General features: G+C 38.1%; 1 pseudogene. It reads right to left on the bottom strand.

The window, feature by feature from the left end:
* Positions 1–536, bottom strand: a pseudogene (locus tag AC27IT_RS28125) (DUF4405 domain-containing protein); the annotation flags it as partial.

Genomic DNA, 536 nt, shown 5'->3' with positions numbered 1-536 from the left:
TATTTTTTCAATATAATAAATAACAATAATAAAAACTGACACAATAGCAAAATAAGTACCGATTACAACAAAAGGATTTGGACTTTCAAAGCCGCTTTCTTTTCCTTTCATTCCTCTTTCCGGACCTCCGCCATCGTGATCAAAGTTTGGACGTTCGTGACCAGCAGATGCCGTCGCAGAAGATTTGTTCTCGCTAAATGAATGGCGATCAAAATTCGGCTTCCCACCGCCTTTTTGCGGCATATCTGAGGAACTTACATTCAGTACTCTCGCTACTCCTCCAAGTTTTCCAAGAAAACCCGTTTCATTTATTTCGTATATGCCAATGACTAACAGCGCAGCGGTTGTGAGCTTAGCTGCTATGCTCAAGCTTTTCTTTGACTTTTTGAATTTCGTCATATTTTTACATACATTTATAACCCATTGCCAATGAAGACCTATGTGAGCGGCTACTAAAATTAACACTAAAAATGATACGGAAATATGCGAAACCTTAAACCACTGTTCGTTCCCAACATTAATATTTGGAAATACTA

It is taken from the genome of Brevibacillus sp. YAE8 (genome assembly GCF_057543335.1).
This window is presented reverse-complemented; position numbering and strand designations above follow the sequence as displayed.